This window comes from Pseudoalteromonas sp. MMG033 (assembly GCF_057197785.1).
The window spans coordinates 2,580,864-2,604,400 of record NZ_CM170070.1 but is presented as its reverse complement, the minus strand read 5'-3'; the positions used below and the strand labels follow the sequence as shown (position 1 = coordinate 2,604,400).

Genomic DNA, 23,537 nt, shown 5'->3' with positions numbered 1-23,537 from the left:
GATTTGCAACACTTGTGCATTTCCCTATTGAGAAAAAATCGCTAAACTTGCGACATATTTCCACTTTGCTAGCCACTTATGCTCAAAATAGACAATACCGGCAACCACTTCATATTAACGCCACAAAATAGCGTATTAAACATTAACCATGACTGGTTTGATGTCGAATATTGGCGGCAAAAAGACGCTATCGTCAACAGTAAACTTGGCCGCGCGCCAGCTTGGTTTATTCAATATCAAAAAGGAAGTATTGCCGTATTAAAACATTATTGGAGAGGCGGCTTAATAGGCAAAGTATTGAATGATCAATACCTATTTTTAGGCTTGGAGAAAACCAGAGTATATAAAGAATTTAAACTTCTTTTAGAGCTGAAGGCGTTAAACCTACCTGTGCCAGATCCCATTGCGGCATATGTTGAACAAGCCTATGGTATTTATCGTGCTGATATACTTACACAAGCAATCCCAAGCGCACAAAGTTTGTGTGAAAAGCTACAACAAAGCCACCTATCAGAAAATGAATTAGTGTCTGTCGGTCAAACCATTGCTGATTTCCACCATCAAGGTGTTTATCATGACGACCTCAATATCAATAATATCCTTTTTGATGGACAGGGTAATGTCAATTTAATCGACTTCGATAAAGGAGAGATCAGAGCCACAAATAAAACATGGCAACAGGCCAATATTGATAGGCTTGCGCGTTCTTTTAAAAAAGAAGCCGGCAAATGGCCGACTTTCTTTTTTGATGATTCACACTGGCAAGTGCTGCTTCAGGCTTACGAAAAGCACTTAAACAATTAACTCTTGCTTAAACGCGCTTTTTTAATGATATTCGAGGTTGAGCAACCGTCTAGAAAAGACAATACCTCAACCTGACCACCTTGTGCTAAAACATGATCAGCACCCGCGATCTCCTCGACCTTATAATCACCGCCTTTGACAAGCACATCAGGGCTTATCGTCGCAATTAAATTAGTAGGCGTATCGCCCTCTGCTTCTTTGCCAAAAGGAATCACCCAATCAACCGAAGCCAGAGCTGAAATAACCATCGCACGCTCGCTTAAAGGATTAATTGGCCTATCGGCCCCTTTCAAACGCGAAATTGACTCATCATTGTTTAACCCTACAACTAAACGGTCGCCCATCGATTTAGCCTGCGCTAAATAACGCACATGGCCTGCGTGCAAAATATCAAAACAACCGTTCGTAAACACGATTTTCTCGCCATTTTGCTTTGCAAATGAAATATGTTGCAGCACATCTTCAAAAGGTGCCTGGTAATGCTCACCTGTTTCTTTCAAATACTGGCTCAATTTTGCACTCAACTCTTCCGGTGTTACCGTAGCTGCGCCTAATTTACCAACCACGATACCCGCTGCCAAATTAGCCATTTCAACAGCCTCTTTGGCATTCATACCTGCACCTAGCATAGTCGTTAGTGTTGCAATAACTGTGTCACCAGCTCCTGTTACATCACTTACTTCAAGTACTTGTGCAGGGAAATCATGCTTTTCGTCCTCAGAGATAAGAGACATTCCATGCTCAGAGCGCGTAAGTAACATAGCATTGATACCCGCTTCTGAGATTAACTGTCGAGCACTTTGGGTAATCGCAGCCTCTGAGCTAACATCACCACCAGCGAGCTTAAATTCATTTAGATTCGGCGTAATGAAATCGGCACCGCGATAGAGTGATAAATCACTTAATTTAGGGTCAATAAGTACCGTTTTGCCTGCTCGTTTTGCGATAGCAATCATCTCAGAGATGTTAGCAAGCGCACCTTTATTGTAATCAGAAAACAATACATATTCGTATGCATCAATTACTTGCTCAAGCTTTTCGGTAAGCAATGCGCTGTGCTCCGGTAAGAATTGCTCTTCCATATCCAAGCGAACAACTTGCTGATGACGACTGATCACTCGCATTTTTGCAATGGTCGGTAGGTGTTCCACGCTTACTAGCTGAGAATCAATATTTTCATCTGCCAAAATAGTATTCAGCTTACGGCCATTGTCATCTTGGCCAATCAGGCCTAGAAGCCCAACCTTGCCATCAAGATGTGCGATATTCTTCGCAACATTGGCTGCACCACCGGCTTTGTCATCTAAGCTACTTACTTTAACGACAGGCACCGGGGCTTCAGGTGAGATCCTACCGGTATCACCATGCCAATATCTATCTAGCATCACATCACCTACAACAAGCACGCGTGCATTATTCAGGTTTTGTAAGGCAGCTAAATTCATTTGCTTTGCTCCGCAATTAAAAAGTCAACCGCTTCACAAAGCCAATGACCAATAAACATATGCGCTTCTTGAATACGTGCTGTTTCATCATAATTTATAATAATAGGCAATTTAGCAATGTCTTTGACTTCGCCGCCCTGACGACCAGTTAAAGCCACTGTATAAGCTCCAATTTCATTTGCTGCAGCCAAAGCCAAATTGATATTCTCGCTAGTACCTGACGTTGTCAGGCCTATGACCAAATCTTCTGGCTTGCATAGCGCTTGAACTTGCCTTTCAAATACCGTGTTAAAATGATAGTCGTTGCTATGAGCAGTCAGTATTGACGTATCTGTTGTGAGTGCGATTGAGGCCAATGGCCCGCGCTCTAGTTTATAACGCACCACAAATTCCGCGGCAAGGTGTTGTGCATCTGCCGCACTACCACCATTACCAAACCAAATAACTTTACCACCTGAGGCAAGTGTCTTCTGACACGCTTCCAAAAGCGCTATCGACTCTTGATGATAATTCGCCATATTCGCAAATAGCGCCATATGGCGTTCCAAACTGTCTAAGTAGCTATTCGCAATTTGTTCATTGACTGACATAGTGAACCTTAAATTTCCTACAAACCCCAACATTGGGCTAGTTCTTAATTATTACCCGTGTATTACCAGTATACATTGACTGACAGCCAAGTGTAATTTTCTCCGAAGACATCTTTGCCCACTGTTAGGCTCGTTTCTAGCTGATAATCATCAATTTTTCTAGAGTTAGAAAGCTTAATTTCATTTTGCTTTTTATATTCATATTTCTCATTATCTTTATTATCAACAGTTGACCACTTTAGACGCCATAAAGAATCAAAGCTTTCTGCATAAGTAACTTCAACAACTTGGCTTTGCGTCGCTACTCCATGATTAAACACGCGGTGATTACTTGCAAAGTGTCCTACCACAAAATCATCGATACTATTACCCTTAACAGGATAAATATGGTGGGTATACCACAGCTCACTAATATCTGAAAATTCGTAACGCAATGAGACATCTTTAGTTAATTCTGGCATGTAAAAACCATAGCTTGTGACAGAGTTACCAAACAAGTAGTTCTTATGCTCTCTTGTGTCTTCACCACCATGCTCGATATACCACTCAACAGGTTTATACCAATTCGTTTTAAACGATGTAGTGACTGTCGCCCATTGGTCGCCCAGTTCAAAGTCAGTGCCGCCGGTGAGTGCATTATTATCGCTGCCTGCTGGGTCAACAAATGCCTTAATTAAATCCTTACCTGAAACTTCTCTAGGACCGCCTCCGAATTGCATCATTCGGTTGATGCCGATTTTCCAATTATTCAGAGGCTCAAAACTAAAATGCGTACCCGCCAGCTTTGGCGTACCGTCATGTCGCTTGTTCTGATAATCAATCCCTTTTTCAACATGTTCTAACTCAGCATAAAAGAATTCAAAATCAAGGTTCCACCAGTTTTTCAGTGGAGAATTCAATCCTAAAGACACTGATAGAGGAGTCGGTGCATTCGTTGAGTAGACTTGAGCTGAGTGTTTAAAAGGCGAAAGCCAATGCTCCTTATAACCTATATTAAGTTGAAGGTTCTCTCCACCTAGTGCATAAAAAGTATTATAAGGTACTAACTTGCCAGCCTCTACGCGATATTCGGCGCCTAACTGTAATAGTGAGCTGTCACTGCCTCGATAGATACCATCCAGAGAAACTTCAGCATATTCACTGGAATAATTTCCTCGATCATTTGCAATTTGTTGCTCTTCCCCAGAGTCAATACGTAATTTAATTCCCCTACGAGTGATTGCATCTGTTTGCAAATATGGTGCAATTCGAGCTCGGATACTCGCTTGCAAAGCAGGGTCAATGTCGCCAAGTTTTACAATATGTTGGTTAATTTCTGAAATTCTATAAGGCTTACTCATTGGCGTTACAGCCGTTAGAGTGAACATCTTTTCAATTTGATACTCGAGAATATTATCTTTACCAACAGGAAGATAAGCTGTCGGCTTAGCAAAGGCCGATTGAGCAACAAAAGACAATGGCAAAGAAACAGCAAACAACAACTTTTTATAAATTGACAACATTTTATTTCTTTCAAAAACAATCAGGGGCAAGCATACTAGCAAATTAAGCTCAGTTGGGCACCTCCCGATATGTGTAAAATTGTTATAGTCATTTTCATTCACCTTTAATCACGTTAAACTGCGCTTTTATTTGTGCTCTGATACCATGACCCGATTTATTTACTCACTCACCTTATTGCTACTTTCGCCGCTTATTGCGTTTTATTTGTATCACATCAGAGGTAAAAAAAATCAGGGTTATAGGGCACACTTTTCACAAAGATTTGGCGCGGTAAGCTCACATTTGCCACAAGAGGCTATTATTATTCACTGCGCCTCCGTTGGTGAAATATTAGCTGCAGCACCATTAATCAAAAAAATACAACGCCAGCACGCAGCGCACCCCATAATTATTACGACAAACACCCCCACTGGTAGAGATGAAATTAAAAAACAGTTTAATGGCTCAATCCATAGCTGTTATCTTCCTATTGATTTTGGATTTGCTACACGCCGATTTATAAAGCGTTTAAAGCCTAAACTACTTGTCGTATTAGAGACTGAGCTTTGGCCGAATCTATTTCATTATGCAAACCAAAATCACTGTCCAGTTGCAATTATCAATGCGCGGTTGTCAGATAAATCCTTGCGCGGATATCAAAAGTTTTCTTCACTCAGTAAAGGCATCATGGACAATATCACTGTGCTTGCAAGTCACAACGACGAAGATGCTCAAAGGTTCATGAAACTGGGGCTTAAACAGGATAAAACCATCACGACTGGGTCTATTAAATTTGACGTCACCCTCAGTAGCTGCGAATTGGAACAATTGGCAGTATTAAAGTCTCAACTTGGAGATAGGCCCATTTGGATTGCTGGCTCAACCCACCCAGGTGAACATGAGCAAATCATTGAAGTACATAATCAGATACTAAAAGAAAATCCTACAGCGCTGCTTGTCATTGCGCCTCGTCATCCTGAACAATTTAATCCCGTTGCGACTTTGCTGACAGATTCAGGCCTCAATTTTAGCCGTCGAAGTGGGACATATGATGCAAACAACTCAGTTTTGTTGGCGGACACCCTTGGTGAGTTAAAATTTCTTTATGGCTGCGCTGACATTGCATTTGTCGGTGGCAGCCTAATTGAGCGAGGTGGTCATAATCCACTAGAGGCCGCTGCAAGCTCCATAGGCGTATTAAGCGGACCGAGCACCTACAACTTCTCCCATATCTACCCGCAATTAATTGCGGCAAACGGTGCTCAGATTTGCTCAGGTAAAAACGAATTATTTCAGCAGTTAAGTCTATATCTACAAGATAGTACTGCCGCGAAAAAACTAGGGCAAAACGCACATACTTGTCTTGCAAGTAATCAAGGCGCCATTAATCGTACCCTAGATGTTATCGATTCACTATTGGAGCAGTAAATGAGTGAACATATTAGCAACGCGATGAAAAACTGGGTCAGTAATGTCATCGTTAAATATAACTTTTGTCCATTTGCCAGAAAAGAAGTGGAACAAAATGCCATACATTACTGCATAAGCGAGGCAATGAGTCATGACGATGCGGTCATGGATATGTTGGAACAATGTTTTGAGTTGAATCAAAACCAAGATAGAGAAACGACCCTACTTATTTTCTCCAATGGTTTCAGCGATTTTGACGCCTTTTTAGATTTAGTCGACTTAGCTAATGCGATGCTGTGCGCGCAAGGGTTTGAAGGTACTTATCAAATTGCGAACTTTCATCCTGATTATGTCTTCGCAGACAGTGATGAAGACGACCCCGCAAACTATACTAACCGCGCGCCTTATCCTACATTACATTTGATCAGAGAGGATAGCATGGCTGAAGCACTTGAAATGTATGATGATCCTGAGTCTATTCCCGACAACAACATTCGCCTTGCTAGGCGCAAAGGTGAGGCATTTTGGCAGCAGTTGTTGGCAAGCTGTATTCACCAAAAATAAAGCTTTAAACCAAATAACTGCGCTATACAGCGCAGTTATTACAAAGTGGCTTTATTTTTTCACCCACTTGCCATTTACTTGAATGAAGTGTCCTGAAGAGGTCTTCTTATAGGTCTTTTCTGCTGCAAGCTTTTCCACTTGTGACAAACTAATACCATTTTTCTTGGCCAGCTGCTGATACTTTGCTTTGCGTTTTTTATTGATATCAGCGACCAGTTTCTTAACATCACCTGATCCCTTAATAACGCCTAAATAGCCTGCTGAGTTTTCGCCAACCATGCCTTGTGATTTAGCTTCATTAATCGTTAAAGCCATCACCGAAAAGCTCATACATGCCGCTGCGATGGTAGTCAGTATAATTTTTGCTTTCATGTTCTCACTCCTTAGAATAATTCACTGTCGTCGCTAAACAAGTCGTCTAGTTCTTTGTCTACTTTAACACGGATTTCGTGGTCAACTTTTACATTTAAATTGATGGTAATTGGCTCTTTTGTCTCAACCTGAACTTTATGAGTACAGGCTGAAGTAACCAAGACCAGCATCAAAGTTAGCATCCATTTCATGCTTTCTTGCTCCTATTAGTTTAATGCTTTTTCAACTTCTTTGGTGATTTCATCGCTCAACCGCAATGCCCTAAATAACTGAAAAATATTTTCTTTATGTGTGTAATTAAAATTAATTGGCTGCCCCTGCTGCTCGTTAACACCCGTAATTTGCACAGCTAAGTCAAGCCACCCGTCCGATGACATATTCACGTCGCTGGTCAACTTCTCTATATTTAATCGCTCTAACATGCCAAAAGCCATTTCCAAACTTGGCTGCTGCGCCTTAAGCGCTTCAACGGACTGGTTATTCTCAATGCTCAATAAGCCAACATCTATGTTATTTAGCTTACCGCCATGAATTTCTAGTGCGCCATCAACAACGGTTACAGGTAGTTGCCCATAAACACGACCACTGAGTTCGACACCTGCATTTTTAGCTGCATGAGCTATTACAGCCAACTCCCAATCTTTTGCTTCAACCAGAAAGCTCTGATCTTCCTCAGATAAACTGATCTGCTGAGCACTTAGCTGACCATCAAATATATAAGCACTGATATTACTCAACATGGGCTTTGAATCATAAGATGAGAGACTCGCCTGAAAGTTCTCAAGCACTGCCCCTGAGCGGATCTCTCGAATGCCTATCGGTGACTCTTCAATGACCAACTGTTGGGCCTTAATCATGCCAGTGACTGGCATATTCAAACCACTTAAATAATGGGAATCGTATAAGATCCCCCCTTCTTCTAACGTCATATCAAAATGGTAGCTTTGTTCTGAAACATCCCCACTGATATTGGCCGAAATTGTCCCTTCACTTAACTGTATCTTTGGATCAAATTGTTGAATGATTGGTTGTAACGTTAAAAAGCTTTGTTCAGGTACCGAAACATCAACTTCATTCATCTGTGGCCCGACTTTATGCTTTATCAATACTTCAAGCTCTTCCAAGTGTAAGACATGGTCTAAATTAAGTTGCTCATTAAAGTTCCCTGAAGAGGTCACAACCGCATTTCGAAAAGAGAGTTGAGGGGTGGCGACTAACCCAAGATGGGTTTCACCATCAAAGAGAAGACTCGTTGCTACATTCGCTAATTCACCTTTAAACGTCATGCTCTGTGAAACATCTTTCCCTCTTAGTTCACCCCTTTTAAATGAACCTACTTCCATATTAAGTTGACCTTTGAAGTGTTTTAACTCATCAGTATTGAGCTTACTCTCCAACAAAATATGCTTTCCTAGCGCCTCTTCAAACCTGTATCGTTCTACGCTCACTTGAGTATCAAACACATCCACTTCAAATGCCTGAAGTGGAGCCGCTGCCAATTTATTCATATCAGTACTTAAACGCGTGCTTAAATTCAGTTCTGTATTATTCAGCAAGGCTTGTGTATTTTTTAGCTCACCCATTGATGTTTGAGTTGCTAGTTCAAGATTGATATGTTGGTCAAGTATGCCGACCAAAGTAAACTCCCCTTGACTAACTAGATCTTCGACTATTATCTCATTAGCTAAATTCAACGCCGAGCTATTTAATAGCCAATCTCCACTTGTTGATAAATGATTGCCTTCGGCAGATAACTTAGCCTGAAGTTCTAACCAACCAAACTGGGGGTTATGATGACTCAGCTTGATGTCTAATAATGCTTTTTTTTGAGGTACTACAAGTCGAACATTATTTAATGCTATCGCAGTCAAACCATTTTGATCTTTGGCACTGAGCGAAGGTATTTCCACTTTTGCCAGCGTCGCTGTAAATGGTTCAGGTATAAATAGTTGCCAATCTGTACTCACTACCTCTGCGGGTAAAGACTGCTGGAAATCGGTGAGGTTTCGACAAGACTGACCATTTATTTTCACCTGTAGCTTGGATAAGTCGACGTTAGCTAAGAGTGAATTTAAATTTAGCTGACTCACCAAACCACCCTTTATATCCGCCATCATATGGCAATCTTCCAGACTGATATCCAAAATACTCGCTTGTAAATTGGCCCTAGAGTCAATTTCAACACCATCAAAGGTAAAAGATAATAGCCCGGACAACGCCTTTATTTGTGTTGGTAAGTAAGGCTTAAATCCTTGGCTTGATAAATCCGTTTCAACACTGATTTGATCTGGCAGCAAGGCAACGAGTGCGGATACATCACCATCAATGCGAAACCTATTGAGTTCTGGTTCATTAATGGAAAAAGAGAGCGGCTGCTGCAATTGCAGCGACTTAATATTCACATCTTTTATCGTCAGCAGCGGTCGATTTTCAACCAGCGGTAGCAACAACTTTTGCAATGGCTTTGATTGTTGCGCAGACGGATCGGCAATATGTTCAAATTGCAAATGCTCTATCACAAGAGCATCAGGTGTTACCGTTGCCTCTTTTACCGTGATATTTGCCTGTGTATGTGACAAGCAGGCTTTACTGATGTCGACTTTGTTAAACCCAGCAATTGACCACTCTAAACAAGTTAGCTCACCCTGCTCTTGCGTTAAATAATGATCCGCAACCACAAGACTCAAAGGCATTCGAAATATATACAAAGAGATCAGCAATAAGCAAAAGCTTATCCCTGCATAAACTAAAAAGCGCCGCATGCGTTCCTAAACTAACTTTTCATCAAAACAATGAGTTTAAGCCATCACGCTCACAATGTAATGTAGAAGAGCGTAAGAAGTTGTAAAATTAACAAAAATACCTGATAGGTTATCGTTGCAAGTATATAACAGCCTGCTTTTTAGCCATAATCAATGCCATCATATTTTTTTGAGAGACAAACAAAAAAGGTCACCAAAGTGACCTTTTGTGACATTAGTCAAGCTCAACTAATGCTCTAACATAAATATAGTCCCCAAATTCAGCTCTATGGCGAGATTCCCCCTTTGCAATGAAGTCTAACAACTTGGCATATGTTTCACTGTCTTTTGCATTGCCTTTATATCCATATATGTAAGCACCAAGCTCTTCTAACTTTGTCTCTTCTACTGGCAGTGCAAATACATCACCAAAGGATAGTTGTGGAATAGTGCCCTTAATACCACCATTTATCTTCCAGTCGTAACGAGTCTCAGTATTATCACTGACCAAATAGCTATATCTAAATTCGACGCGAGCCAAGTCCTCATTTATTGCACTGAAATCATAAGTCACATTTTCTCTGCCAGAAATGCTCATTACCTCATCATTCAAACTATCAGATAACAATGGTATTTCATTTACGCCAAACTCATGCTCAGTATTCGCTCTGCTTCTGGCCGATTTCCACACCTTGAACCTAGCGGTATCAAAGTTGGTTTGATTGAACTCTACTTGGTGGTAATAATTGTGCTCAACTGCATCAGGGAAAATATACAGCGGCATCGTTTCATCTGTTGCTTGCCGTTGATTAAATACCAAAGAAGATGCGTCTGTTGCAGCACCAAAAGCACCGATTATTTGCGTATTGGCACTGATTTGTTTATCCACGATTACGCCATTATGAGTGAAATCCGCATCAGAGATTACGATTGTTTGAGGGCTTGTTGGTAACGCGATAACCGCGGCTTTCGCATCATTATGCTCACGTGATATCGCTGCTAAATATAATGTGTCACTGCCATCACAAACGGCTAAGTTACCATTGGATGGTAAAGTACTATTCGAAAGTAGAAAATACCCATTTTTTGTTAAGGTTAACGCCGAATCATCAACGCGGTACATCTCACAGCTACATTCTGTAGATGTTTTAAAATAGTAAGTTCCTAAGTTTTCTCTATGCTCAATATCTAATTCTGTCCGGATATATTTATATTCACCGTCAGCACTATCACTCACTTCACCAATAACAGAAAGGTGCTTTGTACCTACCGGCAGCTCTCCTGAGAAATCGCCATTCAAATCCGTCTTTGCAGACCCTAGAGGTGCACCATTTTCATCGTGAAATACAATATCAACCTGCTTAGGTTGATAATTCGAGCACTCTTGTGATTCTGCTCTTAAAGTAATTTTTTGTGCTTCAACTTTGTTAACCGGTGTTTCAACGGTTGTATTATTTTGTTGAGCTTGCCTACTTACTTGATTATTGTTGTCTCCCCCAGAAGACCCCCCACAAGCTGCCAGCGCCAGCGTGATTGAAGCAGCTAGCGTTGTATGTAAAAGCTTTTTCATTACTTCTTCCTTTTATTATTATAAATCCGAGTGTTTCTAAAGTGTTGCCAATTTACACTGAATCAAACACACCATAAACTGATGGTTGGCAACTTATGATTATTTTTATGAACAGCGCTATATACCCCAGCGCTTTGGTATGTGTGATTAGTACAAGCTTTAGCTACGTGCTAGTTATAACGATACTAACCTTAAAAAGGGGCTACTTTTTTAAATAAAAAAGCCACCGAAGTGACCTTTTTCAATAAATGAGCAGAGACAGTGCAGACTAATTCGTCCTGAAGCTGCGGCCCAGTGCGTTACGCAGTAATCGTCATCCATGACTCGCGTTTTACCCCACATTCTTTCGTGCGTTACGGAACATACGCATCCATGGGCTATGATCGATCCACTCCTATCACAGGTATCGCTGCCAAGAGTTAGCCTGCTTCAAAAACAAAAAAGGCCGCTTTCGCGACCTTTTCTTTAGAGTAATATATTACTCGATTAACCCACGTTTTTACGTGCATTACGGAACATACACATCCACGGGCTATGATCGATCCACTCCTATCACAGGTATCGCTGCCAAGAGTTAGCCTGCTTCAAAAACAAAAAAGGCCGCTTTCGCGACCTTTTCTTTAGAGTAATATATTACTCGATTAACCCACGTTTTTACGTGCGTTACGGAACATACGCATCCATGGGCTATCTTCTTTCCACTCATCTGGGTGCCAAGAGTTAGCTACTGCACGGAATACACGCTCTGGGTGTGGCATCATTACTGTTGCACGACCATCTGTTGATGTGATACCGGTAATACCTTCAGGTGAACCATTCGGGTTATTCGGGTATTGTGTCGTAGGTTGACCAAAATTATCAACGTATTGAACGGCTACTGTGCCAGACTCAAGCGCTGCTTTCACTGCTGCGTCGTTTGCAAACTCAGCGTGGCCTTCACCGTGAGATACGGCGATTGGCATACGCGAGCCAGCCATACCTTGGAAGAATACTGACGGGCTTTCTTGTACTTCAACAAGGCTGAAACGTGCTTCAAAGCGCTCGGACTTGTTGGTTACAAAACGTGGCCAGTGTTCAGTACCTGGGATAAGCTCTTTCAACGTTGATAGCATCTGACAGCCGTTACATACACCTAAACTGAACGTATCTTGACGCTCAAAGAATGTTTGGAACTGATCGCGTGCCATATCATTAAATAGAATAGACTTAGCCCAACCTTCACCAGCACCGAGTACGTCACCGTAAGAGAAACCACCACATGCTACAAGGCCTTTAAACTCTTCTAGCGTTAGACGACCTTCAAGGATATCACTCATATGTACGTCAACTGCTGCAAAACCTGCACGGTTAAATGCTGCTGCCATTTCAACGTGTGAGTTAACACCTTGCTCACGAAGGATTGCCATCTTAGGCTTAGCACCTGTTGCGATGTAAGGTGCAGCAACGTCTTCGTTTAGGTCAAAGCTTAGTTTTACGTTAAGACCTGGATCTTTTTCGTCAAACTTAGCATCAAATTCTTGCTTAGCACATTCAGGGTTATCACGAAGTGCTTGCATCTTGTAAGTTGTTTCAGCCCAAATAGTACGTAATTCAGTACGTGTATTTGCAAGAACAACTTCGCCACCACGGTTGAAGATAACTTTGTCTTCAGTGTTTAATGCACCAATAGTATGGCAAATTGCCGCAAGGCCGTTATCAGCTAAAACAGCTTCAACTGCTGCAAGGTCGTCATTGCGAACCTGAATCACTGCGCCTAGCTCTTCGTTATAAAGTGCTTCGATGTCTGAACCTGTTAGGCTATCAAGGTTTACTGTCACACCTGTGCGACCTGCGAATGCCATTTCAGCAACAGTAGTAAATAAACCACCGTCTGAACGGTCATGGTAAGCAAGTAGCTTCTCGTCTGCTACTAGCGCCTGCATCGCTTCATAGAAGCCTTTTAATAGCTCTGGGCTATCAACGTCAGGCGTCTTATCACCAAGCTGCTTGTAAACCTGTGCAAGGCTTGATGCACCCATACGGTTTTGACCTGCACCTAAATCAACTAGGATTAGGCTTGAGTCACCTTTATCAGTGCGAAGCTGAGGCGTGACTGTTTTACGGATGTCTTCTACACGACCAAATGCAGTGATTACGAGAGAAAGTGGCGCAGTAACTTCTTTGTTTTCACCATTCTCTTCCCACTTCGTCTTCATCGACATTGAGTCTTTACCAACTGGGATAGTTAGGCCAAGTGCTGGACATAGCTCTTCACCTACCGCTTTAACAGCTTCGTAAAGACCTGCGTCTTCACCCGGGTGACCCGCTGCTGCCATCCAGTTAGCAGATAGCTTGATGTTCTCAAGGCCACCAATGTTTGCGCCAGCAATGTTCGTTAACGCTTCTGCTACTGCTAAACGTGCAGATGCACCATAGTTTAGAAGTGCCGCAGGTGTACGCTCACCCATTGACATCGCTTCACCGTGGTAAGTATCAAACGCTGCTGCCGTTACAGCACAGTTTGCCACTGGTACCTGCCAAGGGCCAACCATTTGGTCACGTGCCACAAGACCTGTTACCGTACGGTCACCAATGGTGATAAGGAATGTTTTCTCAGCGATAGTCGGTAGACGAAGTAAGCGCTTAGCGGCTTCCTCTACATCAATGCTATCTGTTTGAAGTGTTTCACCAGATACCTTTTTCGACTCAACGTCACGGTGCATCTTTGGTGCTTTACCAAGTAGTACTTCAAGCGGAAGATCAACTGGGTTGTTGTCAAAGTGGCTATCCGCAACGGTTAGGTGACGCTCTTCAGTTGCTTCACCAATTACCGCATACTGTGCACGCTCACGCTTACAAATTTCTTCAAAACGTGCGAAGTCTTCTGCCGCTACTGCAAGTACATAACGTTCTTGTGATTCATTACACCAGATCTCGTGTGGTGCCATGCCCGGCTCATCGTTCGGGATATTACGTAGTTGGAATTTACCACCACGGCCACCGTCGTCTACAAGCTCTGGGAATGCGTTTGAAAGACCACCCGCGCCTACATCGTGAATAAATGCAATTGGGTTTTCGTCGCCTAACTGCCAACATTTGTCGATAACTTCCTGACAACGGCGTTCCATCTCTGGGTTTTCACGCTGTACAGAAGCAAAATCTAGGTCTTCGTTTGACTGACCCGATGCCATTGATGATGCAGCGCCACCACCAAGACCGATGTTCATTGCAGGGCCACCTAATGCCACTAGCTTAGCGCCTACTGGGATTTCACCTTTTTGAACATGCTCAGTACGAATGTTACCAAGACCACCTGCAAGCATAATTGGCTTGTGGTAACCACGTACTTCTTCACCGTTGTGGCTATTCACTTTTTCTTCGTAAGTACGGAAGTAACCTAGTAGGTTAGGACGACCAAATTCGTTGTTAAACGCCGCGCCACCTAGTGGACCGTCAATCATGATGTCCAGTGCATCAACGATACGGCCTGGCTTGCCGAAGTTAGTTTCCCACGGCTGCTCGAACCCTGGAATGCGCAGGTTAGATACGGTAAAACCAACTAGACCTGCTTTTGGCTTAGAACCACGACCTGTTGCGCCTTCGTCACGAATTTCACCACCAGAACCAGTTGATGCACCAGAGAATGGTGCGATTGCAGTTGGGTGGTTATGCGTTTCAACCTTCATCAAGATTTCAATGTTCTCTTGATTGTAGCTGTACTCACCTTCTTTATTTGGGAAGAAACGACCCGCTTTAGAACCCTTCATGACCGCTGCGTTATCTTTATAAGCAGATAGTACGTTTTCAGGGTGCGTCTCGTAAGTATTCTTGATCATTTTAAACAGCGATTTAGGCTGCTCTTCACCGTCGATTGTCCAATCAGCGTTGAAAATTTTGTGACGACAGTGCTCCGAGTTCGCCTGTGCGAACATGAATAACTCGATGTCGTTCGGGTTACGACCTAGTTTTGTGAAGTTTTCTACTAGGTAGTCAATTTCGTCATCCGCTAATGCAAAGCCTTGCTCAACGTTTGCTGTTGCAAGTGCTTCACGGCCACCGCCAAGAATGTCAACAGATGACATTGGGCGCGGCTCTTCAACACGAAATAGCTGCCCAGCATCTTCTAAGTTGCTGTGTACAGACTCTGTCATGCGGTCATGAAGTAACTTAGCCACATCCGCTAATTGCTCTGCGCTTAGTGCGCCCTCAACATAGTAAGCGATACCACGCTCAACACGGTGAACTTTATCTAGACCACAGTTGTTCGCGATGTCAGTTGCTTTAGAAGCCCATGGAGAAATAGTTCCAATGCGAGGCGTCACTAAAATAAGTGTTCCCTCAGGCTTGTGCTCGACGGCGGTAGGCCCATACTTTAATAACTTGCTTAGCTTGTCGAGTTCTGTCTCTGAAAGGTCAGCTGTTACATCAGCAAAATGCATAAACTCAGCATATACGCCTGTAACAGGTAACTCTGCATCCGCGCAGCTTTTAAGGATCTTTTGGACTTTAAAATCAGAAAGTGCAGGTGCACCACGTAGGATTAACATAGATATTTCATCCGGGGTTAAGGATTGAACGATATTTTGGGCCGCCATTATAGTCGAATTGACGCACAGATTTAACTCAAAATTGTCATTTATCGAAAAAAACCCGCTTCACAAATAGGTATATACTTGAGAGCATACGATTAAAAGTTTGAATTTGCTTTTAAAGCACACCATCATTGCGTAAAAACACTCTGTATCTTATAGAGTTAATCGGTAACTTAATAAATTTCATAATGGAAAAGGCATGGTACAAAACAAGCTAACGGGTTTATTAAGCACGCTGGTGTTCATTCTATTACTGGCAGGTTGTGATAAAGCACCACCGAGCCAGCTTCAACAAATAAAAAACAATGGCAAACTCAATGTTGGGATCTTAGTCGGTCCTGCTACTTATTATCAGGGCCATAACGAAGAAGAAGGCTTTGAATATGAACTTGCAGGCATGTTCGCCGATGAACTGGATGTCGAGCTTAATATCATCCCCTTTTTCAATTTAGAAAAACTCTTTGAACAGTTAGAGCGAGGTGATGTCGATATCATCGCCTCTGGGATTAGCTATCACCCAAAGCGAGCAGAAAACTTTCGCTTTGGTCCTTTTTACCGAGATATCAGCCAAAAGTTAGTTTATAAACAAGGTAAAAAGCGCCCTAGGCACTATGGCCAGCTTTCAGAACCTGTTACCGTGCTTGCCAATAGCCATCACGTGCTTTCGTTACAAGCGGCACAACAAGATTACCCTGAGCTACAATGGCAAACGACCCAAGCCTTAGATCAAGAAGAATTACTGCAGGGGATTTTAGCCGGCGAGATTGAATACACGATTGTGGATTCTCACTCCCTATCGCTTTTTCGTCGCTATCACCCGAACCTCAGTATTGCGTTTTCTGTCACCCAATCAGATCCCATCGCTTGGGTGATGAAAAAGCAAAATGATGATTCATTATATGCTTTACTGCTGCCATTTTTTGCCAAAATTCAAAGTAACAACCAACTTGCTGCTTTAGAAGAAAAGTACTTTGGTCATGTCGAGCAATTCAATTACGTGAATACCGTGGCGTTTGTCGAAGCCAGCAAAGCAGTTCTACCTAAATACGCGCCTTGGTTTATCGAATATGCAACGGCACATAACGTTGACTGGCGATTACTTGCAGCACTGAGTTATCAAGAATCGATGTGGAACCCAAGGGCAAAATCTCCCACTGGCGTTCGCGGCATCATGATGCTCACTCAAAGCACAGCCAAACGTGTTGGTGTTAAACATCGACTTAAACCGGAACAAAACATCCGGGGCGGCGCAAAATACCTAGCTAACTTAATTTCACGGGTGCCAGAAGAGATATCTGATCCAGATAGAACCTGGTTGGCCTTAGCTGCGTATAACGTCGGTATGGGACATGTAAGAGATGCATTAAAACTGACAAAACAACAAGGTGGCAATCCGAATAGTTGGGCGGATGTTAAAAAACGACTACCACTGCTGACTAAAAAACGCTACTATCGAAGTACAAGATATGGATATGCGCGTGGCGATGTTGCTGTACATTATGTCGATAATATACGCCGCTACTTCGACGCTCTGGTCTGGTTAGACGAAAATGGAGCGCTCCCTTTCAGTTCCGGTAATTAACGGCATCCCAGTCTCGTTGTCATAAGCCTGTCATACAAAGCAGGTATTTCTGTCACGCGTAATACAGTTTTTCTCTCACATTAAGGAGGTTCAGATGCTAAGAAGACGTCGAACTCATCAATTTAAACGTAACATGCGCAATACAAATCCAAATCGCCGCCGTGTCATGCTAAAAAACATACATAAAAAGATTCTCCTGCGCCGCCGTATTTATTCTCTATTACAGCTTGCCGCAGATGCTAAAACGGCTCAATCTTGAGCCGCATTACTCGCTTGTAATTTTCGCGCTTTTTTTGCCGCTTTATGCTCTTTTCTTCTGCGTTTAAAAAAATCAGATAACTTCTCACTACACGCTTGAGCAAGCACGCCACCAGTCACTTCTGGCTGATGGTTTAGTTGTGGTTCTTGCAATAAATTCATGACCGAACCTGCCGCACCTGTTTTTGCATCGCTTGCACCAAAAACCACACGCTTGACTCGGCTATGTACCAAAAGCCCAGCGCACATCGGGCAAGGTTCCAAAGTGACATACAAGGTGCAATCTACTAAACGATAATTTTGCACACGTTTGCCCGCTTCACGAATTGCTAGCATTTCCGCATGTGCAGATGGATCGTGGCAACCAATTGAGCAATTCCAGCCCGCAGCAATCAGCTTACCATCTTGTACAATCACTGCACCAACCGGAATTTCATTCTCTGCTTCTGCTTTATCAGCATATGCCAGCGCTTGGCGCATCCAATATTCGTCTAATTCTTGGTTATTCATACTAAAATTAACAGAGTAAATATGAAACCTAGTATACCAGCTTGTACTGTAGAAACCCCTTGCTTACAGAATTATTGCTAAAATTACCAAATTACCATGGCTCACTAATATAAAATTAGGCTATAATTCGCCGCTTTTTTTATTTAATGAGCTCAAAACACACGGGTAAAACATGAAATTTCCGGGACACCGTAGGCATAAGCATTATTTTCCTGTGGAAGATAAGGACCCACTTATCAACCACTTAAATGCTGAAGATCGCTTGAAGCGTAACTATATTTGCGGCATCGACCAAATCGTTGTCGACATCGAAGCTAAAGTCGACCAAGCTTTTTTGGATGAATTCCACCTGCAGCGTGGTATGTCACAAGTCATAGACAATGATGTCACCAATGCGCTTTATGAGCGTTTAAAACGTGATGACATGATTGACTACGAATTTGCTGGCGGCACCATAGGCAACACCATGCACAACTATTCGGTACTGGCTGACGACCGCTCTGTACTATTAGGTGTGATGAGTGAAAGTATTGAAATCGGCAGCTATGCATATAAGTTTTTATGTAATACATCCAGCCGCGTCGACTTAGACCACCTTCAGCCAGTTGCCGGTCCTATTGGCCGTTGCTTCACACTGATTGATGATAGTGGTGAGCGTACCTTCGCTATCAGTGCAGGTTTAATGAACTACTTGCGTCCTGAATCGATTAGTCAGTCATTAATCGAAAACGCCTCAGCATTGGTGATCAGTGCTTATCTCATGCGTACAAAAGGCGATGAGACAATGACACAAGCAACCATGCAAGCCGTTGAGTATGCGAATAAAGCAGGTGTGCCAGTGGTATTAACCTTGGGCACTAAATTCTTGATCGAGCAAGATCCACAGTGGTGGGCTGAGTTTGTTGAAAAACATGTTGATATTCTTGCGATGAACGAAGAAGAAGGCGAAGCAATCACTGGCTTTGACGATCCGCTGATGGCGGCAGATAAAGCACTTGACTGGGTTGACTTAGTTATCTGTACGGCAGGCCCTACCGGCTTGTATATGGCAGGTTACGTTGAAGACACGATGAAACGTGAAACCGAATACCCACTGTTGCCGGGCGCTATTCCTGAATTTAACCGCTATGAGTTCTCTCGCGCCATGCGTAAGTCTCATTGTGATAATCCAATCCGAGTTTATAGCCACACAGCACCTTATATGGGTGGCCCAGATACCATTAAAAATACCAATGGTGCCGGTGACTGTGCGCTAGCTGCGGTATTACATGATTTATCAGCAAATGTTTATCACCGTTTGAACGTACCAAACTCAGCCAAACACGAACAGGCTGCAATCACCTATTCGTCACTTGCACAGATCAGCAAATATGCAAACCGTGCAAGCTTTGAAGTACTGGTTCAACACTCACCACGATTATCTCGTGGTTTACCAGAAAGAGAAGATTCACTAGAGCAATCTTACTGGGATCAGTAATTTAATTTGCGCACACACTGTGTGCGCAAAATGTGCTGCGTTAGAAAATAGCTGTTCCGAGCTCTTCAGCAAGAAACTCTAACGCGGCAATTCCTGCAACTGAATTCCCCACTTTATCAAGGCCCGGCGACCAAACAGCTATCGTAAAACGGCCCGGTACCACCGCAATAATGGCCCCAGATACACCTGATTTTCCTGGCATACCAACTCGATAACCAAAATCTCCTGCCGCATCATACAAACCACTGGTAAATAGCAATGAGTTAAGTTGCTTGATCTGTTTGGCAGGCAAAATTTGCTGCTGTGTTTGCGTGCATACACCACCATTGGATAGATAAGAAAAGCACTTCGCCAACTCAGCTGCATTCAATTCAATGGCGCAAAAATTAAAATATGACCAAAGTACCTCTTCAACTTCATTATTGAAGTTACCAAATGATTTCATTAAATATGCCATCGCTGCATTGCGATAACGATGCTCATATTCTGACTGTGCAACCACTTTGTTGACGCCCAGCTTAGGGTTGCCGGTTTGCACTCGATAGCTTTCTAGCATGGTATGTATAGGCGCACTTAAACGCGAGTAAAGCGCATCACAGGTCACTATCGCACCCGCATTGATAAACGGGTTTCTCGGGATGCCATTTTCGAACTCTAACTGTGTAAGTGAGTTAAAAGCAGTGCCTGAAGGCTCTTTTCCGACTCTTTGCCATAATTCATCACCATAACGCTGCAGCGCCAGTGTAAGTGTCATTACCTTTGAGACGGATTGCACCGTAAATTTCGCCTCACAGTCACCGGCACTATAGGTGTCACCACTTTGCGTTTGAATCGCAATAGCAAACTGGCCTAACTGCTGCTCAGCAAGCGCTGGAATGTAATCTGCAACTTTACCATGGTGCAGCAAAGGCTGAACATGTCGCACTGTTCGCTCTAAAATAGATTGATAGTCTGTCATATCAAAAATGCAAAATTCACAATGAGCGGAGTGTAACAAAAGCGCTATCACCCGGCCATAAAAAAGCCGTTGAAAACGCTGTTTTCAACGGCTTTTAAAGAAATAAGAAATTACTTATTTCGCAAATAAATCTTTGATGTTGGCCAAGTCTGACTTACCTTCAATCAACTCATCTGGTGTTAAACCTGATAGTTCATGTGGGAACACCAACCACTCATCAGACTCATGAATGTAGTAATCTGGCGTCATTGGCACCTTTTTGTTTGCCGGTTTGTAGTACGGGCAAGCAACGCGGATATCTTTAGGCAAGTTTAGACGCATCAACTCTTCAAGCTTTTCTTTCAATGCGTAAATACTGCGGCCGGAATCAAATACATCGTCAACAATCAATAAAGAGTCACCCGCGTTGGCATTTTCAATGATGTAATGTAGACCATGTACTTTAATCTCTTTCGACTGCTTGCCGATGCCGTAGTATGAAGAGGTGCGCACCGCGATATGATCTGTTTCTATGCCTTTGTAGTCATAGTACTCTTGCACAGCAATACCAATTGGCGCACCACCTCGCCAAATACCGATGATAAAATCCGGACGAAACCCATCTTCATACACTTGAGCCGCCAGACGAAATGAATCCTCTAATAGCTGTTGCGCTGTGATATAGCACTTATCAGACATAAAAACCCCGTATTGTCAGTGCGAGTGGCACCTGATCATGTGTCACTCTGAACAAGAATAACTTATAACCGTGTATTCTAGCTGAGTCGGGTAGAAATTGCTTGTGATACATCAGAGTTTTTACGACAAAATGACGGAAAAGAGATATTAAAAAGAAGAGTTGTAGAAAGGTGATTAGCAATGATTAAATCGTGAGCAGGCAAGAGCCCGCTCACGATGGAGTTATTCTGGCGTATCTGCTTCTGAGTCGTCTTGTTCAATTAACTCAATTTCAAAGTTATCAACGCGTTGTAAACCTCGAGGTAATTTATTACCACGACGACCGCGCTCACCAAAATAGTGCTCTAAGTCTGAGTTCTTGAGCGTTAATTTACGCTTACCTGCATACAGCGTCACTGCACGTCCATCTGGTACTACAGCGAGTACTTTAACAAACTCTTCTCGCGCTTGTACCTTGGCACTTGGAATTGAGATGATTTTATTTCCCTTACCCTTTGCAAGCTTCGGTAAATCCCTTAACGGGAATAAGAGCATACGGCCTTCATTTGAGATAGCCATACAACGATCAGTCGCCACATCATTCACCGAGATGGGCGCGATGAGCTCAGCTCCCTTAGGAATACTAACCAATGCTTTACCGTTTTTGTTTTTACTGACTAAATCGTTAAATTCAGCAATAAAGCCATAACCTGCATCGGTTGCCATTAAATAAAGCTCTTGCTCCTCACCCATCACGACATGTTCAAAGTTCACGCCCGCTGAGAGGTTAAAGCGCCCAGTCATAGGCTCACCTTGGCTTCTTGCCGATGGCAAGCTATGCGCATCGGTGGCAAACGCACGGCCTGAGCTATCCAAGAAGACCGCTGGCTGATTACTCTTACCTTTAGCTGATGCCTTATAGCTGTCCCCTGAGCGATAATTTAAGCCTTCAGCATCGATGTCATGACCTTTTGCGAAACGCGCCCAGCCCTTTTCAGATAACACAACTGTAACGGCTTCAGATGGAATTAAGTCTTTTTCACTCAGTGCTTTCGCTTCTTGACGTTCAATCACAGGTGAACGTCTTTCATCGCCATATAACTCTGCCGCTTCTTGGATCTCTTTTTTCATCAAGGTCGACATGCGACGTTCTGAGCCTAAAGTAAGTTCAAGCTTGTCACGCTCTTTGCTCAACTCATCTTGCTCACCGCGGATCTTCATCTCTTCAAGCTTCGCCAAGTGACGAAGTTTCAGATCCAAAATGGCTTCAGCTTGTGTTTCTGATAAACCGAAACGTTTTATCAGCTCCGCTTTTGGATCATCTTCATTTCTAATGATTTCAATCACTTCATCAATATTCAAAAAGGCGATCATCAAGCCTTCTAGAATATGCAAACGCGCTAAGACTTTATCTAGGCGATATTGCAAACGTCTGCGCACTGTCTCACGGCGGAAGATCAACCACTCAGATAAAATCTGTTGTAGATCTTTCACCTGAGGACGGCCATCTAGCCCGATCATATTGAGGTTTACACGGTAGTTTTTCTCAAGATCTGTGGTGGCAAACAAGTGCGCCATCAACGGCTCAGACTTCACCCGATTGGAACGCGGCACGACGACAATGCGCGTCGGGTTTTCGTGATCCGATTCATCGCGTAAATCTGCAACCATAGGCAGCTTCTTTGCGGTCATTTGCGCTGCAATTTGCTCCAGCACTTTTGCACCTGATGTCTGGTGAGGCAGCGCTGTAATGATGATTTCACCCTGCTCTTCATGGAACACCGCACGCATCTTAATTGAGCCACGACCCGTTGTGTAGATTTTACGAATATCGTCTTTTGGTGTGATAATTTCAGCTTCAGTTGGATAGTCTGGCGCTTGAACAACTTCTAACAACTCTTCTAGCGTTGTTTTTGGCTTGTCTAACAACATACAACAAGCTGAGGCTAATTCATTGACATTGTGTGGTGGAATGTCCGTCGCCATACCAACGGCGATACCCGTAACCCCATTTAATAAAATATGAGGCAGCCTCGCTGGCAATACTTGCGGCTCTTTCATTGTGCCGTCAAAGTTAGGCACCCAGTCAACAGTACCTTGCCCCAGCTCTTTGAGTAATACTTCAGAAAACTTAGACAAGCGCGCTTCGGTATAACGCATTGCCGCAAATGATTTAGGATCGTCAGCAGCACCCCAGTTACCTTGACCATCGACCAAAGGATAACGATAAGAGAATGGCTGTGCCATTAATACCATGGCTTCGTAACAAGCACTGTCGCCATGTGGATGGTATTTACCCAATACATCACCGACTGTACGTGCTGACTTTTTATATTTTGCTGCAGCTGATAAGCCCAATTCACTCATCGCATATACGATACGACGCTGCACAGGCTTAAGGCCATCACCAATATGTGGCAATGCCCGGTCCATGATCACATACATGGAGTAATTTAAATAGGCGTCTTCAGTAAAACGCCCCATAGGTAATTGTTCTATGCCCTGTAAAGAGAGGGCCTGTGGATCAGTCATGACACACCTTACTT

The 23,537-nt window shown here is 43.1% G+C and carries 17 protein-coding genes; 5 read left to right on the top strand and 12 right to left on the bottom strand.

Annotated elements, in window-relative coordinates; genetic code table 11:
* The first annotated feature begins 78 nt into the window (after positions 1–78).
* Complete coding sequence (locus AC2CZC_RS11315; RefSeq protein WP_484581860.1) at positions 79–804, top strand: 3-deoxy-D-manno-octulosonic acid kinase; 726 nt, start codon at positions 79–81, stop codon at positions 802–804.
* Here the strand turns inward: AC2CZC_RS11315 and hldE are convergent.
* The 3 genes from hldE to AC2CZC_RS11300 form a co-directional block, all read right to left on the bottom strand.
* Entirely contained in the window at positions 801–2,249 is a 1,449-nt protein-coding gene (hldE, locus tag AC2CZC_RS11310; RefSeq protein WP_484581859.1) for a bifunctional D-glycero-beta-D-manno-heptose-7-phosphate kinase/D-glycero-beta-D-manno-heptose 1-phosphate adenylyltransferase HldE, read from the bottom strand. The two genes, AC2CZC_RS11315 and hldE, sit on opposite strands and share 4 nt — an antisense overlap.
* On the bottom strand, positions 2,246–2,839 hold the full coding sequence (locus AC2CZC_RS11305; protein WP_484581858.1) for a D-sedoheptulose-7-phosphate isomerase: 594 nt from the start codon (positions 2,837–2,839) through the stop codon (positions 2,246–2,248). Before AC2CZC_RS11305 ends, hldE begins: the two co-directional genes overlap by 4 nt.
* Before the next feature lie 62 nt (positions 2,840–2,901).
* A complete protein-coding gene (locus AC2CZC_RS11300; protein WP_484581857.1) occupies positions 2,902–4,341 on the bottom strand; it encodes a capsule assembly Wzi family protein in 1,440 nt (479 codons plus the stop codon).
* Between the two features lie 145 nt (positions 4,342–4,486).
* On the opposite strand from AC2CZC_RS11300, the gene waaA reads away from it, so the two are divergent.
* Positions 4,487–5,749 carry a lipid IV(A) 3-deoxy-D-manno-octulosonic acid transferase gene (gene waaA / locus AC2CZC_RS11295; RefSeq protein ID WP_484581856.1) on the top strand — a complete coding sequence of 421 codons (1,263 nt, stop codon included), beginning with the start codon at positions 4,487–4,489 and terminating at the stop codon, positions 5,747–5,749.
* The gene (locus tag AC2CZC_RS11290) at positions 5,750–6,295 is read left to right on the top strand and encodes a DUF1415 domain-containing protein (RefSeq protein ID WP_484581855.1); all 546 of its coding nucleotides are present in this window, start codon (positions 5,750–5,752) and stop codon (positions 6,293–6,295) included.
* A gap of 51 nt (positions 6,296–6,346) precedes the next feature.
* Here AC2CZC_RS11290 and AC2CZC_RS11285 read toward each other — a convergent pair whose 3' ends face one another.
* From AC2CZC_RS11285 to purL, 5 genes are all read right to left on the bottom strand, one after another.
* Positions 6,347–6,667 carry a YdbL family probable chaperone protein gene (locus tag AC2CZC_RS11285; RefSeq protein ID WP_484581854.1) on the bottom strand — a complete coding sequence of 107 codons (321 nt, stop codon included), beginning with the start codon at positions 6,665–6,667 and terminating at the stop codon, positions 6,347–6,349.
* A gap of 11 nt (positions 6,668–6,678) precedes the next feature.
* Positions 6,679–6,858 carry a YnbE family lipoprotein gene (locus AC2CZC_RS11280; RefSeq protein WP_023399504.1) on the bottom strand — a complete coding sequence of 60 codons (180 nt, stop codon included), beginning with the start codon at positions 6,856–6,858 and terminating at the stop codon, positions 6,679–6,681.
* Between the two features lie 15 nt (positions 6,859–6,873).
* Positions 6,874–9,429 (bottom strand): intermembrane phospholipid transport YdbH family protein, encoded by a 2,556-nt coding sequence (locus AC2CZC_RS11275; RefSeq protein ID WP_484581853.1) that lies wholly within the window; start codon positions 9,427–9,429, stop codon positions 6,874–6,876.
* A gap of 214 nt (positions 9,430–9,643) precedes the next feature.
* Positions 9,644–10,978, bottom strand: coding sequence for a hypothetical protein (locus tag AC2CZC_RS11270; RefSeq protein ID WP_484581852.1), 1,335 nt, complete (start codon positions 10,976–10,978; stop codon positions 9,644–9,646).
* A 641-nt stretch (positions 10,979–11,619) separates the two neighbouring features.
* Positions 11,620–15,504, bottom strand: a complete 3,885-nt coding sequence (purL, locus tag AC2CZC_RS11265; RefSeq protein WP_484581851.1) for a phosphoribosylformylglycinamidine synthase — start codon at positions 15,502–15,504, stop codon at positions 11,620–11,622.
* A gap of 244 nt (positions 15,505–15,748) precedes the next feature.
* Here purL and mltF point away from each other — a divergent pair, with 244 nt between their 5' ends.
* Positions 15,749–17,131: a membrane-bound lytic murein transglycosylase MltF gene (gene mltF, locus AC2CZC_RS11260; RefSeq protein WP_484581850.1), complete on the top strand. Its 1,383-nt coding sequence runs from the start codon at positions 15,749–15,751 to the stop codon at positions 17,129–17,131.
* 249 nt (positions 17,132–17,380) lie between these two features.
* Here the strand turns inward: mltF and tadA are convergent, their stop codons facing one another.
* Positions 17,381–17,899 carry a tRNA adenosine(34) deaminase TadA gene (tadA, locus tag AC2CZC_RS11255; RefSeq protein ID WP_484581849.1) on the bottom strand — a complete coding sequence of 173 codons (519 nt, stop codon included), beginning with the start codon at positions 17,897–17,899 and terminating at the stop codon, positions 17,381–17,383.
* A 172-nt stretch (positions 17,900–18,071) separates the two neighbouring features.
* Between tadA and AC2CZC_RS11250 the strand changes: the two genes are divergently transcribed.
* Positions 18,072–19,376, top strand: coding sequence for an inosine/guanosine kinase (locus tag AC2CZC_RS11250; RefSeq protein ID WP_237135221.1), 1,305 nt, complete (start codon positions 18,072–18,074; stop codon positions 19,374–19,376).
* Between the two features lie 40 nt (positions 19,377–19,416).
* Here the strand turns inward: AC2CZC_RS11250 and glsB are convergent, their stop codons facing one another.
* From glsB to parC, 3 genes are all read right to left on the bottom strand, one after another.
* On the bottom strand, positions 19,417–20,334 hold the full coding sequence (gene glsB / locus AC2CZC_RS11245; protein ID WP_484581848.1) for a glutaminase B: 918 nt from the start codon (positions 20,332–20,334) through the stop codon (positions 19,417–19,419).
* A gap of 114 nt (positions 20,335–20,448) precedes the next feature.
* Positions 20,449–21,012, bottom strand: coding sequence for a phosphoribosyltransferase (locus AC2CZC_RS11240; protein ID WP_063360746.1), 564 nt, complete (start codon positions 21,010–21,012; stop codon positions 20,449–20,451).
* 222 nt (positions 21,013–21,234) lie between these two features.
* Entirely contained in the window at positions 21,235–23,523 is a 2,289-nt protein-coding gene (gene parC, locus AC2CZC_RS11235) for a DNA topoisomerase IV subunit A (RefSeq protein ID WP_484581847.1), read from the bottom strand.
* Positions 23,524–23,537 lie beyond the last annotated feature (14 nt).